The sequence below is a fragment of the Lysinibacillus sp. DFXJR4 genome (assembly GCF_057196045.1).
The window spans coordinates 848,582-863,554 of sequence record NZ_JBXUNW010000001.1 but is presented as its reverse complement, the minus strand read 5'-3'; the positions used below and the strand labels follow the sequence as shown (position 1 = coordinate 863,554).

The 14,973-nt window shown below is 37.0% G+C and carries 14 protein-coding genes; 4 read left to right on the top strand and 10 right to left on the bottom strand.

Features of this window, described 5'->3' with window-relative positions; all coding sequences use genetic code 11:
• Nucleotides 1–47: 47 nt before the first annotated feature.
• On the bottom strand, nucleotides 48–2,963 hold the full coding sequence (locus AC2CGN_RS04415; protein WP_484512373.1) for a response regulator: 2,916 nt from the start codon (nucleotides 2,961–2,963) through the stop codon (nucleotides 48–50).
• 355 nt (nucleotides 2,964–3,318) lie between these two features.
• Here AC2CGN_RS04415 and AC2CGN_RS04410 point away from each other — a divergent pair, with 355 nt between their 5' ends.
• From AC2CGN_RS04410 to AC2CGN_RS04400, 3 genes are read left to right on the top strand one after another with little or no spacing between them, the layout of a single operon-like run.
• Nucleotides 3,319–4,035 carry an ABC transporter ATP-binding protein gene (locus AC2CGN_RS04410; protein WP_286923123.1) on the top strand — a complete coding sequence of 239 codons (717 nt, stop codon included), beginning with the start codon at nucleotides 3,319–3,321 and terminating at the stop codon, nucleotides 4,033–4,035.
• Complete coding sequence (locus AC2CGN_RS04405; RefSeq protein ID WP_484512371.1) at nucleotides 4,032–4,766, top strand: ABC transporter permease; 735 nt, start codon at nucleotides 4,032–4,034, stop codon at nucleotides 4,764–4,766. The genes AC2CGN_RS04410 and AC2CGN_RS04405 overlap by 4 nt, the downstream gene beginning before the upstream one ends.
• Before the next feature lie 9 nt (nucleotides 4,767–4,775).
• Nucleotides 4,776–5,507, top strand: a complete 732-nt coding sequence (locus tag AC2CGN_RS04400) for a MerR family transcriptional regulator (protein WP_484512369.1) — start codon at nucleotides 4,776–4,778, stop codon at nucleotides 5,505–5,507.
• Nucleotides 5,508–5,730: 223 nt separating this feature from the next.
• On the opposite strand, the gene AC2CGN_RS04395 is transcribed toward AC2CGN_RS04400, so the two are convergent.
• The 9 genes from AC2CGN_RS04395 to AC2CGN_RS04355 form a co-directional block, all read right to left on the bottom strand.
• Nucleotides 5,731–6,354 (bottom strand): response regulator transcription factor, encoded by a 624-nt coding sequence (locus AC2CGN_RS04395; RefSeq protein WP_484512367.1) that lies wholly within the window; start codon nucleotides 6,352–6,354, stop codon nucleotides 5,731–5,733.
• Nucleotides 6,320–8,581 carry a sensor histidine kinase gene (locus AC2CGN_RS04390; protein WP_484512365.1) on the bottom strand — a complete coding sequence of 754 codons (2,262 nt, stop codon included), beginning with the start codon at nucleotides 8,579–8,581 and terminating at the stop codon, nucleotides 6,320–6,322. The genes AC2CGN_RS04395 and AC2CGN_RS04390 overlap by 35 nt, the downstream gene beginning before the upstream one ends.
• An 83-nt stretch (nucleotides 8,582–8,664) precedes the next feature.
• Nucleotides 8,665–9,474 carry a CPBP family intramembrane glutamic endopeptidase gene (locus tag AC2CGN_RS04385; protein WP_429986931.1) on the bottom strand — a complete coding sequence of 270 codons (810 nt, stop codon included), beginning with the start codon at nucleotides 9,472–9,474 and terminating at the stop codon, nucleotides 8,665–8,667.
• Nucleotides 9,475–9,933: 459 nt separating this feature from the next.
• Entirely contained in the window at nucleotides 9,934–10,383 is a 450-nt protein-coding gene (locus AC2CGN_RS04380) for a GNAT family N-acetyltransferase (protein WP_429981170.1), read from the bottom strand.
• 455 nt (nucleotides 10,384–10,838) lie between these two features.
• Nucleotides 10,839–11,360 (bottom strand): hypothetical protein, encoded by a 522-nt coding sequence (locus AC2CGN_RS04375; RefSeq protein ID WP_484512363.1) that lies wholly within the window; start codon nucleotides 11,358–11,360, stop codon nucleotides 10,839–10,841.
• Nucleotides 11,361–11,471: 111 nt separating this feature from the next.
• Nucleotides 11,472–12,107, bottom strand: coding sequence for a 50S ribosomal protein L3 (rplC, locus tag AC2CGN_RS04370; RefSeq protein ID WP_484512361.1), 636 nt, complete (start codon nucleotides 12,105–12,107; stop codon nucleotides 11,472–11,474).
• Between the two features lie 76 nt (nucleotides 12,108–12,183).
• Entirely contained in the window at nucleotides 12,184–13,242 is a 1,059-nt protein-coding gene (locus tag AC2CGN_RS04365; protein ID WP_484512359.1) for a Cfr family 23S rRNA (adenine(2503)-C(8))-methyltransferase, read from the bottom strand.
• A 135-nt stretch (nucleotides 13,243–13,377) separates the two neighbouring features.
• Complete coding sequence (locus AC2CGN_RS04360; protein WP_286923113.1) at nucleotides 13,378–13,557, bottom strand: hypothetical protein; 180 nt, start codon at nucleotides 13,555–13,557, stop codon at nucleotides 13,378–13,380.
• Between the two features lie 239 nt (nucleotides 13,558–13,796).
• The gene (locus AC2CGN_RS04355) at nucleotides 13,797–14,231 is read right to left on the bottom strand and encodes an Lrp/AsnC family transcriptional regulator (protein WP_429981165.1); all 435 of its coding nucleotides are present in this window, start codon (nucleotides 14,229–14,231) and stop codon (nucleotides 13,797–13,799) included.
• 120 nt (nucleotides 14,232–14,351) lie between these two features.
• Here AC2CGN_RS04355 and AC2CGN_RS04350 point away from each other — a divergent pair, with 120 nt between their 5' ends.
• The gene (locus AC2CGN_RS04350) at nucleotides 14,352–14,780 is read left to right on the top strand and encodes a carboxymuconolactone decarboxylase family protein (RefSeq protein WP_429981164.1); all 429 of its coding nucleotides are present in this window, start codon (nucleotides 14,352–14,354) and stop codon (nucleotides 14,778–14,780) included.
• The last annotated feature ends 193 nt before the right edge of the window (nucleotides 14,781–14,973 follow it).

The following is a 14,973-nucleotide window of genomic DNA, read 5'->3' as shown; positions in this document are numbered from 1 at the left end:
TCCAGTGTTGTGAATATGGATATATACAACCATGTACATGAATTTAATTATTCAACAATTTCTATAGATTCCACAACATTCATTTTTGCAATCTTTATTAACGGAATATAAGTTGCTATTAGGCAAGCAATTAAGGATAGAATAGTCACTTCCATCATTGATAGAAAATGAATAGGAATGAGTTGTATCTCATTCGTAGCAGCTGCGTTTACAAAAATACTACAGATGTACCCTAAAACACTACCGATTATTGAAGCAAAGATACCATAGTAAGCTCCTTCCCATAAAAAGGTTTTATACAAGCTTTTTGAACTCATACCTATCGCTCTTTGTACCCCAATTTCAATCACTCTAGTATGAATATTCGTATACATCGTATTAATAATATTTAGAAGACCAATAAAACCAACGAATAAAATTAATCCCCATGCAAGTAGGCGAATTTGTTCGTAACTTTCTCTTAGTTGCTTATCTGTATTGGCATAAGAGAGCCATGTCCCCCCTCTTCGACTGCAAAGCTCTTGTATTGACTGTTCCACTGAAGAACGGCTTGCGTCCTCCGTAAGTGTTGGATAAAGCTCTGAGTATTGACTTTTCCCTGTGAGTTGGTTATATATAGAATCCGGCACCACAACTTGAACACCATTGATAAATCCCTTGTTTTCCAGTGTAATAGGAGAATCTAGCAGATCAATTACTTTTAAAGAAGCACCATTTATAGAAATACTATCGCCAATCGACAGGACCGTATTTTTCATTTCTACATTGCCAAAAGAAACTGGAATTGGATTTTGTATCAAAGCCGCTGTACCGTTCATAAGCTCTTGCAAATCGAATTCTGGAAGCGTAGATGCTAGAGAAATTAAACGTTGTTTGTCGATACCGATTATTTGCAAGCTTTCACTAGGCTGTAGGGTGATAGACGTTTCTATATCTTTAAGTTCCCCATTCTCATTTTGCTGATATAAGCTATATTTCAAAGTAGATACTGCTTGAATGCCTGGAACATTCCTTAATGTGGTTACATCTTCTGGTAAGAATCCAACCGTTTCACTAGTCATAGAATAATCTCCAAGATGCATCTTCTGAATATCTTTGGAAGCGTCTAAAAGTTCAGAAAAACTTTCTAATGCTATAAATACAGTGATACTCATAACGAGGGAGAGTATAGTAATGGCTGTCCTGCCACGATTGCGTTTCATGTTCATACGTGCATAAAATGCTTCAAAATTGCGGATGTGTTTAACTTTCCTATTTCGACGTTTAATGCTGGTTTTTTGACCCATTATTGCAATTGTAGGTGATACTTTGGCTGCATAATGTGCTGCAGGTAAAGCCGAGAGAAAGGAAGACAAAATAGTAATAGCTACACTAATGACCAATGGAATCAATTTACTTCCCTCATTCTCATCAATCATTGTTATAACCTCTGTTTTGGAACTCGCCATAAACAATTCGGGATTGAAAAAACTGCTTGTTGCAATCGTAATACCCTTAGTAGAAAATATTCCAAGTACTATACCAATGGGAATACCAATCCCGCACAAAATAGCAAGCTGTAAAGAAACTAACAGATAAAGCTTGCTTTTTTCTGCACCAATTGCTCTTAGAATACCGTAGTCCTTAATGCGTTTTGTAACGACGATTTTCAAAATATTGTAGACAACCAATCCAGCAGCAAATAGAACAAGCACACCAATTAATATACCAGCCAAAGTCATATAGGAAACACCTAAATCAGCATCAATTGTTGACTCTGTTCGATATTGGATTCCAGCAGCAGATAGCATCGTATCATTATACTGAATACAATACTCCGGTATAGCATATTGTACAGCTAATTTATCTATTACATTTTGAAAAGATCTTTTATTTTTGGTACGAATGTCAACAGAATATAATAAATACTTATCTGGTAGTACCTTTTCCGCTGTCCCCGCTCCAACAATACCAAGAACGGTACCGCTTACATAACTGATATAATTTGATTTAAGAATTCCTGTTAGAATAAAGTCGTGGGAATATTCATATCCAGACTCCGTATCCCTTAAGAGGGAAATATGAAGGTCAAGGGGAATGGTATCGCCAAGTGTTCCTTGAAAGCCAAGTGAGTCCAAAACATCTTGTGGTAAAGCAACTTCTCCTGCTTTTTCCGGAAGTCGTCCATTTTCTAATTGCGATTCAGAGGGATAGGCTGAAAGAGCATTGCCTACATATTCTCTCAGTAAAATAGACACTTTACTGTCTGCAATAGCAGCAGTTCCAATTGAAATGGTGCTCTCTGCGTAAGAAAGGTCATTCCATTTATACCCCACCCCCCAAATGGTTTCAATATAGCTGTGAAGTGAGAGTGCGGAAAATTTCGCCCTTATATTGCGAATATGTTCCATAATTGTATCACTAGTTCCATCACCCTCAAGCCCCCATACTAAATCATATATTCGTTCTCGATTAAACACCTGTCCTGAATTTGTGGATAAAAGTTCCACAATATCAAACTCTTTTTTTGACAGTGTAGCAATGGAATCCTTTATTTTGATTTGCCGCTTTGAGTAGTCTATCACCATATCACCAAAGAAACGAACTATAGAATGCTCCCGCTTTCTGTCTTCGCGTCTTAAGTGGGCTTCTACCCTTGCACCTAATTCATTAAGATCAAAGGGCTTTACTACATAATCGTCTGCCCCTGCCCGAAAGCCATTTATTTTATCACTGATTTCAATACGAGCAGTTAAGAACAGAATAGGGCAAGAAATATGTTCCCGAATACGTTGGCAAACAGTAAGACCATCTATATCTGGCATATTTATATCTAGTAGTATAATATCAGGCTGGTATTCAATTTGTTGTAATGCTTCAGTTCCATTGTAAGCAATATAAACTAAGTAACCTGACATTTCAAAATAATTTTTCATTATGGAAATAATACCTTTTTCATCATCTACCAGCAGTATTTTTTTCATATCAGCACAACTCCTTTTTATTACCCAGAATGACTTTGTAACCACCTAGCACAATAAGTTTCATACTTTGATTGTAAATAGGTTTGCCGAGAACAAAAAGTTTGTGTTTTAAATATAAATTTTAAAGGATGTTTCTCAGCATTATTTATCTAAAAAAAGACATGACGTTGCTATCATCCCAAATCTGTCTATGTACTTTTTTAACAATAACGCGATTGCTGTACATATTTCTACTTTTGTTATAAATTATCATACTTTATTCAAAATCTACGTTTATAAAAGCCTCCAATATGACACCACCCCCACCACTCTTTGATATAGTAGCTTCCTAAGCCTTATATAGGAGGGAACAAATATGATCTTAACAGTCAAAAAACTATCTGTCACATACGGTTCTAAAGAAGCTGTCGACAACATTAGTTTTAGCATCAAGCCTGGGGAGGTAATTGGCTTACTTGGGGCAAACGGTGCAGGGAAATCCTCTACTATTGCAGCAGTGCTCGGTATTGAAAAAAGTAATTACCAAGAGCTCACAATGCTCGGAAAGTCACCAATTCTCCATCGCAAGGAAGTCTTTCAAGAGGTAGGTGTACAGTTTCAAGAAACAAATTTCCAAGAAGGATTAACGGTGCGTGAGGCATGTGAGCAATGGGAATCGCTTTATAAACAAACTGCTGATGTACCTCTACTCTTACAGACATTTGGTCTAGTTGGAAAGGAAACTCAACTTGTGAAATCTCTTTCAGGAGGTGAACGTCAACGCTTAGCGGTGTTACTAGCATTAATTTCAAATCCTAAGCTTGTTTTCCTTGATGAGCTTACAACAGGATTAGATACAAAGGCTAGGCGTATGCTTTGGAAACAGCTTTTAGCAATGAAAGAAAAAGGTCTGGCAATTGTCCTAACATCGCACTACATGGACGAGGTGGAGGCGTTATGTGATAAAATTTTAATTTTAAAAGAAGGCAAAACGGTCTTTCATGGCACAATCCAAGAAGTAATCCATGTAAGTAAGAAAGCCACGCTAGAAAATGCGTACCTATATTTTGCTGGCGAGGAGGATTGGGTATGAGTACATTTCTAACCTTTTTAAAAATAGAGGGCAAGCTCGTTTGGAAGGGCATTGATATTCTCATTTTTGGAATCTGCTTTCCTATTATATTAGCTACCCTATTTGGTTATTTACTGAGTAAGGACGGTATAGCTGGTGCATCTAACTTTGAATTATCGTACGCAGCTGTAATTACGATTGGTGTACTTGCAACAGGGGTTATGGGTGTACCACTGACCATTGCAGATTACCGTCACCGAGGGATTTTAAAGCGATTTCAAGTGACACCTGTATCCCCTCTCCAAATTCTATTTGCCCAAGGACTAATTCAGCTTTCTTCAGCAATTGTTTCCTTTATCGGTGTCACAATTGTTTATCATTTTTTATTTGATTATGAACTAAAAGGCTCCTGGGGTATATTCCTTTTGGTATACACTTTTGTCATTATAGCGTTGTATAGTATCGGAATTTTCATTGGAAGCTTAGTACCTGACCAAAAGTCAGCAAATGTTTGGAGCTCTGTTGCTTACTTCACGATGTTACTGTTTTCAGGAGCAACGATTCCGTATGAGGTTATGCCTCGATTCTTCCAATGGGTGATGGATATTTTGCCACTTTCTCATGGTATTCACTTATTGAAACAGGCAAGTACAGGGGAGCCACTAACTGATGGTCTATTCCATATCATGATTTTAGCTCTATGCATTATAATCGGTTTATGTGGAGCGATTAAATTCTTTAAATGGAAGTAGGTATGTCTGATGTACAAAACAAAAGAAATCGCAACACTTGTTGGGGTACACCCAAACACTGTGCGCATTTATGAGAAATGGTGTTTTATCTCTCCTGTACCAAGACAAGCAAATGGCTATCGTATTTATTCAGACACCCATTTATTTCAGTTAATGGTCGCACGGACGCTCTTTCAGTGTGAAATTGTACAAGGGGATATTCGGAAAAGAGCTCGTTCAATTGTATATGCTTGTGGAAAAGAAAATTTTGCGCAGGCTGAAAAACTAACAATAGACTATCTGACCAATTTAGAACGAGAATATGTTCATGCCTTGTCTGCTACAAGAATTGTGGAGAAATGGTTGAAAGAATGTCCTACTGTCAATACACGCACTTATTCTCGAAAGGAGGCAGCACAGCTATTAGATATTACATCTGAAGTTATTAGGAATTGGGAACGCAACGGACTCATTACAGTTCCGAGACTAGACAACGGTAACAGAGCATATGGTGAAAGGGAACTTGAGCAGCTACGAGTCATTCGTAGTTTAAGAAATGCCCATTACTCAATGAATGCCATTTTACGTTTACTCAAACAAATCCAACAACCAAGCCCTAATATTGTGGCGATTTTAAATACACCAACAGATGAAGAAGATATTGTGTCAGTAACGGACCAATTAGGTAAATCATTACTAGAAGCTATAGCAGGTGCCAAAGATATATTAGCTTTGTTTCATAAAAGAACCACTTTCCAGTAACTGTAACTGAAAGTGGTTTTTAATAAATTTGTAGCTTCATCAATCTTTGGATCAGCTTATAAAAAAACACGCCGGCATCACGTTTAGTGCAACTGGCGATCGTTTGTTCATACTTAAATACCGAAAAAATATAGATGTGGAATGATATAAATAGTTTCATCATCAATTCTCTATACCTACAAAACTGGCAGTCTAGTAGAGGGGCTTTCCCTTAATGCTAGCCTCAGTCATATAGACGTTCTAGCAATCCCAACTCATAGCCCTTTGCTACCGCCCCAACCCTCGTCTTTACATCGAGCTTTTGGTTAATAGCTGCCATATGGTATTCTACTGTTCGCTGGCTCATCGCTAATTCCCTAGCAATTTCCTTATTGGTCTTCTCTAGTGCGATTTGCTTTAGTACATCCTTCTCTGTTGGTGTCAATTGGTCAGCTCTTGGTATTGTAGTCATTTTCTCTGGTACGATCCGCAGCCCAAGTATACTCTGCCGAATGGCGTTTATAATTTGTGGGTAGGTTGCCTGTTTAGATAAATAAGCGTGAATTCCTATCTCATAAGCCTTATGCACATATTCATCGTAGACGTAACCTGACAACACAATCAACTTGATTGCCGTATCGTATGTTCTCTTTATTTTTATCGCCAAGTCGAATCCCGTCATACCTGGCATTGAAATATCAATAACGGCAACATCCGGCTTTAGTGCACCGATACGTTTAAGCACCTCGTGAGGTTCATTAAACGTTCCTACAACCAACATATCCTGCTCACGCTCAAGTCGATTCTTTAAACCCTCCATGACAAGCGGATGATCATCGAGTAGCAGCACCTTGATTGGCTGTTTCATAGTTTACTTCACCTCCCTGTTTCGGAAGCCTAATGCGGACAATCGTTCCACGTTCAGCTCCTGAGTCAATCTTGATATCGCCTCCAAATTGGACAATTTGACTGTTGATCGTGACAAGTCCGAATCCTTGGGAATCGGACCGAATACCACTCACATTCGTTGGATCGAATCCAATGCCGTCATCGCTAATTTGTCCGTAGAACGCATCGTCCATTTCCCATAATTGAATCTCTAGCTTCTGTGCCCTCGCATGCTTGACCGTATTATTAGCAAGTTCACGCACAATGCGGAACAGCGTCATTTTGTATAGTGAAGGCAACGTAACTGGTAGCTTGTTCTCTAACTTAATAGTTGGCCCTCCATTCTCCTTAACTGTTCGTGCGAGCCAGAGCAGCGCTGCATCTAGCCCTGCCTGATCAATGATGTGAGGGTATAAATCATCGCACAACATTCGAATATCGCGTTGCGTATCGTACAAACATTTCAACCATATAGCAGTCAACTGCTTATCACTTTGTTCAGTATCGTGTAATTCTTCTAAATCGCGTGCAAGAAAGATTAAATTCTGCAAAACATGATCGTGCAAGTAATATGACATTCGCACCCGTTCTGCCTGCTGTGCCTCTAGCAGTTTATATTCCGTGGTTTCCTTTGGTAGCCCACTTTTCGCTTCCCGTAGTTCGTCAAGTAGGGCAGCACCCATAAGTAAACGGACCGTTTCCATCCTTACTTTGTCGATTAAGCCGAGCTCTTCTGGTGTAAAGGACGTATTATTTTTTTTTGAACCAAGTCCTAAATAACCAATGACCATTCCATCGGGTTGGACAAGATCCATCACTTGTGCAAAAACACTCAGGTCGGGTTGCTGGAATTGGTTTAACTCCCGCATCTCGACAAATGGCCCAGTTCCATACATAATGGTTTCACTTCCCCGTTTCCAAAAGAAGCAGAGTCCCTCGATGTCTGTCACACTATGGATAAGCTCTGCAGGCATTCGCAATAGATCACGGCTATTGCGATGCTCGGCAAATCTTATCGACATCTCCAACCGCAGTCGATCCAAACGATTTTCCCGTTTCTCCCGCTGCCGTTTGAAGTTATCAAGGCCGAGTCGATGCAACAATGTCAGGACAATGAACGCGCCACACAATGAAAGTGTTACTATAGATGCATTTGAACGGATAAGTGCCGCAACCACGATTGTCGCAAGCCCAACATACAAACCATGAATAACTAAACTAGGAAGATAAAAGCGGATATCGAGCAGCCTTTGTCTAGCCCACAGCCATAGTATGGAAGCAGGAAGAATAATGAGACCTGCCAATGTCATATCAGGCAACGCTATGTATTCCCCCCATAGCAAATCGGGGAGCGCATACAGAAACAGGTAAGGCATCAGGCCAAATGTCAACGCAGTAACAAAGGTCAGCAACCGGTTTTTTTCAGCCCGGTCCATTCCGCGCCAATACACGATAGCAATGACGAAAATGGCGAGTAATGTCCCGATCAGAATGGTATGAAGAGCGCTCCGAGTCCACCCAGGTATGGCTCCCAGTGAGAAGACGAGTAAAGCATACACGGCGAATAAGGCAGCCAGTCCCCGATAGGTAGCCATCGCAAAAGCAATCCATCCTGGAACCGTGCGGAACACGAAGGCAACGAAGAAGGCAAACAACAGGTATGGCAACCAACTTGCAACGACAGGCAACATCAATCCAGTAAGTACCGTCTCTGTGGAATAGACCGATAGTAGTGTAGCTGCCAAAAATACGTTCAACGCATAAAAGCGGCGCACCATATAGGATTCGGGCTTGTTCCGATAAGCAACTAGTCCGATAACAAGCAGAGCCAGTTCCGCACATGCTACAAATAAAGTCTTATACATTTCGTGCTTCCCCGAATTACTGCTCAATTCAAATCGCCCTAAGCCCTCACGTTCAAACTGAAGCGCTCCCAATCGCTTCAGATAAGCACGGTCACCAAGCTTCATTACTTCTGGCTTTTTGCCATCAACAGTTAGGAGTTTGTCACCGAGGCGGACGTCCCATTCGCTCACCTTGCCGGCAGGATCAACAGATGCTACGACCCAAGTTCCTTCATCTTCGCGGAACATCAAACCAGTATATGGGTTTTTTAATGTAATCGCATGAATATAAATCGCAACAATCAGGAATAACAAGGCAGAGCAATATACAACCAAATTGTATTTGCGTGCAATTTCCGGCAATTTGCATCACCTCACTACAAATGAATACTCTACAAAATCAATAATTATTGGAGCATAAAATCTCGTACAGGACACACTAGAGCTTATCGTACGCCAACAAAATACATATTAATCATTCCCCATAAAAAATTCACGAACAGATGCAGCAAGATAGCCCCATAAATATTTTTTCGCAACTTAACTAATATTTCTTCAGGGATAATTACGGCTAACGGAACATACGCCCAGTTGATTGGTATTTGCCACATGTGATAGAACTGAAAAAGGATTGCAATCCATAGCCAGTCAAGTTTAAGGCGTCCAACTTTACGTAGTAAATAACCTCGAAAATAAATTTCCTCCCCAATAAAGTTACCAATTAGACCAAGTAAAAATAGCGGCAAAGGAAAATTTGGGTCGTAATACCCTTGATAAAAAACATGCCATTCTCCCATATGGAAGGCTTGGAATCCATTCAGCCATTCAAACAACGGTGGATAGATATATTTTACATAAGGCAACGCTAAAAACGTAAATAGAATTGTTAAAATTGGGAAGACGAGTAGCAGCCCTTTCAAATCAAGTCTGGCAAAACCTAAGTATACGAGCGATTCTTTAAATGAAAGTCCATCCTTGTACCTCAGCATCAAGAAAGGAACACACATATGCCAGCCAGCGCTCATTAGGACGAGCACATATAGCTGCACATAGTGAGCAGATAATCCAGTCCATTCCATCATCAACTCTCGAAGCGGATAGATGAATATATATGCAATCAGACCAGGAAGCAGGCCAAGAAACAAGTAAAAGGCGATTTCTTTTTTTGTCTTGGCTTCAAACTTACGAACGAAACAAACATATTTTTGATCGGACAAGTTGAAAAAATCAACAAATTTACGGTAAATCGCAGACATGACATAATCCCTCCATTTACTCTCAAAATGAGCGTTAATTCTGTAACTCACTTCTTGATCATAGCGGACTTCACTGTCAACAGAATCCGTATTTTCCGTCAAAATTTAGTTCACACACGCATTATTTTTTGCGTGTTCACGCAAAGAGCCAGCATTAACACCATGTTCGCAAAATGGTGAATACTAGTCACTCTCCATAATTATATTGAATATAAATAAATGCTCCAAGTAAATATTAGATGATTCAATTTATTTCTTGAAAAACAGAGTCATAAAAGTTTTGGAATTTATACGAAGCTGGGACATTTCTATATAGTCAAAGCAATATCAATCGAAAACCCGAACCTATTACAAAATACTAAATTAGAGTTTTGTAAATAGCTCGGGTTTTTCATGGGCTATAGCTTCATATTTAAAATATGTTTACATTCACAACTGAAGCTTTGAATACATTATGCTTCAGTTTCCACTAGGAAAGCTAAATTTGGCTAACATTTCACCCCATGGAGCTATTCCTACTTCTTCAAAACCTACACTTGCATATAGTCTTCTTCCCTGTTCATTTTCTGGCTGATACCCAAGCCATATAACGTCCGTGCAATCATTACTATTTGCTATATCCTGAATAATTAATTTCATTGCACTCTTTCCATATCCACGTCCTTGAAAACGTTCATCAATCATAAATCTATAAATCCAGTAGTTTCCATCATCTGAATCTATTCCATACATTGCAAAACCAACTAGCTCTTCACTGAAATAAATTGATTTTATCTTTAAATGCGGAAATATTTTACTCTCTGCAATTGAATACAAATTTGAAGCTATAAAATCTTGCTGTTCCTGTTTTAACTTTAGTTTAATGCACTCTTCCCAATTATTTTGATCAATTAATCTTAAACAAATCAAATTTTAGATTCCTCCTAGTATAGTTTATTATGTCCCGACTAATATATGTTTTTAAATGCATAACACATCACTCCTTATAAAATGAATAGTCTATTTGAAAACGCTATAGCATCGATGATAATAATTTATTCGATGCTCACAAAGTATTATATAACAAAATCCATTTTATATAATACTCTCCACCCTTTCCAAATACTGAACTTTAACCAATTTGTGTGTTTTTTTTGCGCAAAGACAATATGATACTTACAATTTCATTTTGTCTGTGCTAAACTTTTATTATCCATTTTGATCCCCTTTCGTACGAAGTCGGTTGACCAGACCTGAATTCATTGTACGACTGGGGGTTTTTTTCTTGCCATAGCTAGAAGCTTCACATAGCAAGGGGGTTTCAAAAGGATACAATAAAAGATCCCTCCAAAAATTTGGAAGGATCGATCTAATTTCATATGAAATTATAGATAGGTTTCAATTGACGCTGCTTTTTTCAATTCAAGAATAAAGTTTTTAAATTGCTCTTCTCGCTTTTCATATTCAAGGATAACACGAATATATTCCTTTTGCATTTCTCCTTTTTCAGGTGAATTTTGGTATTCGTGTTCAATCTCTTCCTTGGATACACAATTGTCTCCTAACTGATTATCAATAAATTGTTGGATACGCAATTCCTGCAATACCAATTCTTCAATCTCTTGTTTAGAATATTCTTCTGATATATCAATTCCAAACTCGTCAAATAATTCTTGCATACATTCAGTAACTTGTTCTTTATCAGGTTCCCATCTAGAAATGCTGCTATCCTCATTCATTTTTTGTACAATAAGCTCATGTTCAATGACTGATTCAAGAGCATAATAATAACTCTCAAGAAGGTCTGATGAAGACATTTCAGAAGGTATGATACCCAATTTCATGTCGTTAATCAGCTCAATATTTAAATAGTTTAAACTTATTTCATAGCCGTTAACTTTTGCCACAATGGACGGTAGTTGAATTTTATCATTGTCAGTCAACATCAAAAAATCTGAAATGACTACAGGATCTCTACAAATATTTTTGCTATTATTCTTTTTGTTTATCACTAATTATCACCATTTTTCATTCAATTTTTTTATGGCAGTTTCTATTATTACAAACGACTTTTTAGCTCCGGGAATATTTCCTTTAATTAATAACAAATTACGTTCACTATCAACCTTTATAATTGTAAGATTTTGAATAGTTGTCTGTTTTCCACCCATACGTCCGGGCATTTTTTTTCCTTTGAACACTTTCATGCCATCATTTTTAGCGATTACACCAATGGAGCCAGGAGCCCGGTGGAATCTTGAACCGTGAGATGCAGGACCTCCACTTAATCCATGTCTTTTAATGACACCCTGAAATCCTTTTCCTTTAGATATACCAGTAACATCTACAATGTCACCTTCTTGGAATATATCTGCCCTTATTCGTTTGCCAACTTCTAATGATGCTCCACGAATTTCTTTAACATATCTCTTAGGAGTAGTATTTGCTTTTTGACTTCTACCGATTTCCGCCTTGTTTGGATTCTTCTTATCAGAAAAACCAATTTGAATAGCATTGTATCCATCACTTTCCAACGTTTTCTTCTGTAACACCACATTTTCTTCAACTTCAACAACTGTCACAACTATGGGATCACCACTATCACTGAACACTTGAGACATGCCTATTTTTCTTCCTAAGATTCCTTTTATCATAAATACCCTCCTAAAATTTTAATAGATAGCTAGCAAAATATCTCTTAGGGTACTTCCCACGTTCTAAACATTATTCTCACCTTTGTTTCATATTTTTTTGATAGTTTCCATACAACTGCCCGCAAGCAGCATCTATATCAATGCCAAATTGACTTCTAATGGTAACGTTAATTCCTGCTGACTTTAATTCTTTATAGAAGTTTACAACTTGATTTTCATTTACTCCCTCAAACCTCATAGGTGAACTAACAGTTGGGTTATACCTGATGATGTTCACGTGGAATAAATTCCCTCTCTTAAATCTACTTCTTAAAAGGTTTACTACTTCTTTTGCATGTTCAATAGAATCATTCACACCTGGCAATATAATATAAGCAATGTAAACTTTTCTTGAGGTCACACGTATATGCTCATCTAATGTATCCATGACATCCAATAATGGGTAGCGTTCATTAATTGGCATTAACTTGCTTCGCTGCTCATTAAAAGGTGAATGTAATGAAAAAGTTAGATTGACCTGTGGATAGTTTTGGGTCATTTTTTTAATGCCTGGAATAATGCCAATAGTCGAAATTGATAATCTACGAGGACTTAAGGCAAACAACTCGGGATTTGTCAGTACTTTTAAAGCATCAAAAACTTGTACATTCGCTAATGCTTCTCCCATTCCCATAAAAGAAATACTATCAATTGAATGTCCTTTTAAGTGAAAATACAAAATTTGGTCAGTAATTTCATCTGATGTTAAGTTTCGTTTTAAACCTATATCTCCAGTTGCACAAAATTTACAACCAAAGTTACAACCGCACTGCGAGGATATACAAAATGACTCCCAGCCAGCTTTATATTTCATATTTACCGTTTCTATTTTTTCGTCTCCTACAATTCCAAATAAGACTTTTGAAACTTGCTCAGAATGTTGTTCCTTTAGAGGAGTAACATCTAAAATAGAATCTCCAAATTCTTTAACTAAATCCTCTCTCAACGATTTAGGCAGTACATTCATTTCATTGAACTTATCTATTCTTTCTTTAAAAATGGCATTCAGTATTTGCTTCATTCTAAAATTAGGGTAATTATGTTCCATTAAGAAATCGTTTATTCTTATATACTTATTGCTTTGTTTTAATTGCATCCTTCTCATCCTTCCCTATGACTCTCTAGTTTTATAGGAGTAAATAGAAAGGAGCTGTCTATCCCTTTGGTTAAAAATAAACACAAAAAAGGCACCAATAAAATTATCGGTGCCAAACTTAATATAAAAATATGCTCAAATAAACAGGGACACTAAGTCATTACTTTGTATTTTACTTGGCATAGAGGCGAAAGCTCCGATAACTGTTTTTATATGGTTGTATAGCATAAAAAAGGACAGACTACTCCCTTTGTCCGCTAAACCATTTCCAAGTTTTACATTTTTACCAAAAAGAATTCTAAAAACAGTTAACATTGCTTACACCTCCCCTAGTCAAATTTATTATCGAGTAATTTAACATAAAATAGAGTATATGTAAAGTGCTTCTTATAAAAGTGTACGTAAGGAATTATTCTATTTTTCGATATGATAAAGTCCCTAAATTGCTCATTTAGGGACTTTATTGATATAAATATAGTAAAAGGCAACTTACCTCAATCTGGATTAGTTGTATAAAAAAGAGTTTCGTTATCTATTTCTACACACAAACAATATCAATCAATTCTTAATGTTGTTTGAATTTGAGAAAAAATGAAATGTGTTACGGTGGATGCATACGGATTCACAGCATCAATAAACTTTTCTGCTTTTGCAATAGTTTCAAATTGCAATTTAAGCATATAACAAGCATTACCAGCTATACGGTAACAAAACTCTACATTTGGAAGTCCCTCTATAAAATTTTTAAATGATTTATAATCTCCGTTTTTAACAGTTGCTTCAATTATACATTGAATGGGAAATCCTAATTTTTCATAATCAATTTCCAACGTATATTTTTTTATTATACCAAATGACTCCATCTGTCTTACCCTTTCGGTCACTGAGGGGGAAGAAAGGTTGATTCTTCTCCCAAGCTCACTCATTGACAGACGACTATTCTTGCTTAATTCCTCTATAATTTTATGATCAATTTCATCGATTTTCATTTTTAATAAATTCTCCTATTTTTCATTAATTATTTAATTTATTTTATAAAAATTAATTTTTTATTTAATGCAAATTAATCTTTCAATATTTTATATTTAATATAACAAGGAGGGGTTATGATGGCAAGAATTAATGAATCAGCTTTTGGGAATACGCCTTTTCAGAGGCTATTAGGACACAATAAAGAAGTTATGGAAGCATGGTCACATTTAGGAAAGATAGTAGAAAGAGATGGACTTTTAGCATCACAGTTAAAAGAACAGGTTAGAAGAACATTAGCGCAAAAAAATGGTTGTGAGTATTGTAAAGCAAAAGGGAAACCAGAGCCAAATATGTTTAATGAAAAAATATCTGTTGCTGTAGGCTTTGCAGAGGTTTTTTTACAGCAAAAAGGAGATATCTCAAATTCTTCTTTTGAAATATTGCAGGAATTTTTTTCGGAAGCAGAAATAAGTGAGCTTTGTGCGTTTATTACTTTTACTACAGCTCAACAGTATTTTGGGGCAATTTTATCTTTAGAGCCAAGCTTGGAGGGAGGGGAAGAATGAAGAAGGACACTAGAAGTTGGAAGGTTTATTTTTATGAAATAGTTAGGGCTATAATATTATATAAATGAAGATATCATCAGGAAAACTTTTTTAAAAACTTTTTATCTCAAACGCCCCCTTAGACTTTCATCGCAAAGGGGGACTTTTTGCTACTTGTAAAATATTAGAACAAAGGTGAAGTTTATAGATGTTC